1 pseudogene is annotated in these 630 nt (G+C 48.7%); it reads right to left on the bottom strand.

Going from position 1 to position 630, the window contains the following annotated elements:
* Positions 1-103 precede the first annotated feature (103 nt).
* A pseudogene (locus R8N47_RS26135) lies at positions 104-630 on the bottom strand (exopolygalacturonate lyase); the annotation flags it as partial.

Raw genomic sequence — 630 nt, 5'->3', positions numbered from 1 at the left:
CCAAAAAGAGATTGTCACTGACAAGTCGAAAAGCGTAAAAATGCGACCGTTGTAAGGTGAGTTTTGACGAAAAAAAGGGCTCCTGAGAGCCCGTGGTTACTCGTTAGTGAATAAGTTGCTTAAGCTGCATCGCCTCTTGCTTACCCGGAATGGCTTGTTGGGTATCAATCACCGACGCTTGCTTTAATGGCGCGAGCGTTTTGCTGTCGACCGCTTTGCCATCACTGGTGTAAGTCGTGCCATTTTCGACCAACGCATTGCCAGTCGATTTCGCACTGTTGATCACGTCGTCATATTTGCTGTTGACGTGGAATCGGTAAGAACGGTTATTGGTGAACGTGCCTTGCTCAATCTCGCCGGAGTATGGGCTCTTACGGAACAAGTAGTTGAAGCGCTTGTTATCAATCGACACGTTGTCGCTCAATACCAGTGCACCAGGGTTAAAGTTGTCCGTGAATCCGTCCATATTGTTATTGAAAGACAAGCTGTTTTTCACCACATGTGGAACCGGAATCCCCTCGCCGCCTAGCTTGAAGCCGTTACCAATCGTGCCACCCTTGTTGGCAACATCGAGTGTGCGACCGTTACTGAACGAAATGGAATCCAAAATGGTCACCGCACCGTTTGCAC

This window comes from Vibrio sp. 2132-1, assembly GCF_033344315.1.
Note: the sequence above shows the minus strand (reverse complement) of the source record. Positions and strands in the feature narration are given on the sequence as shown.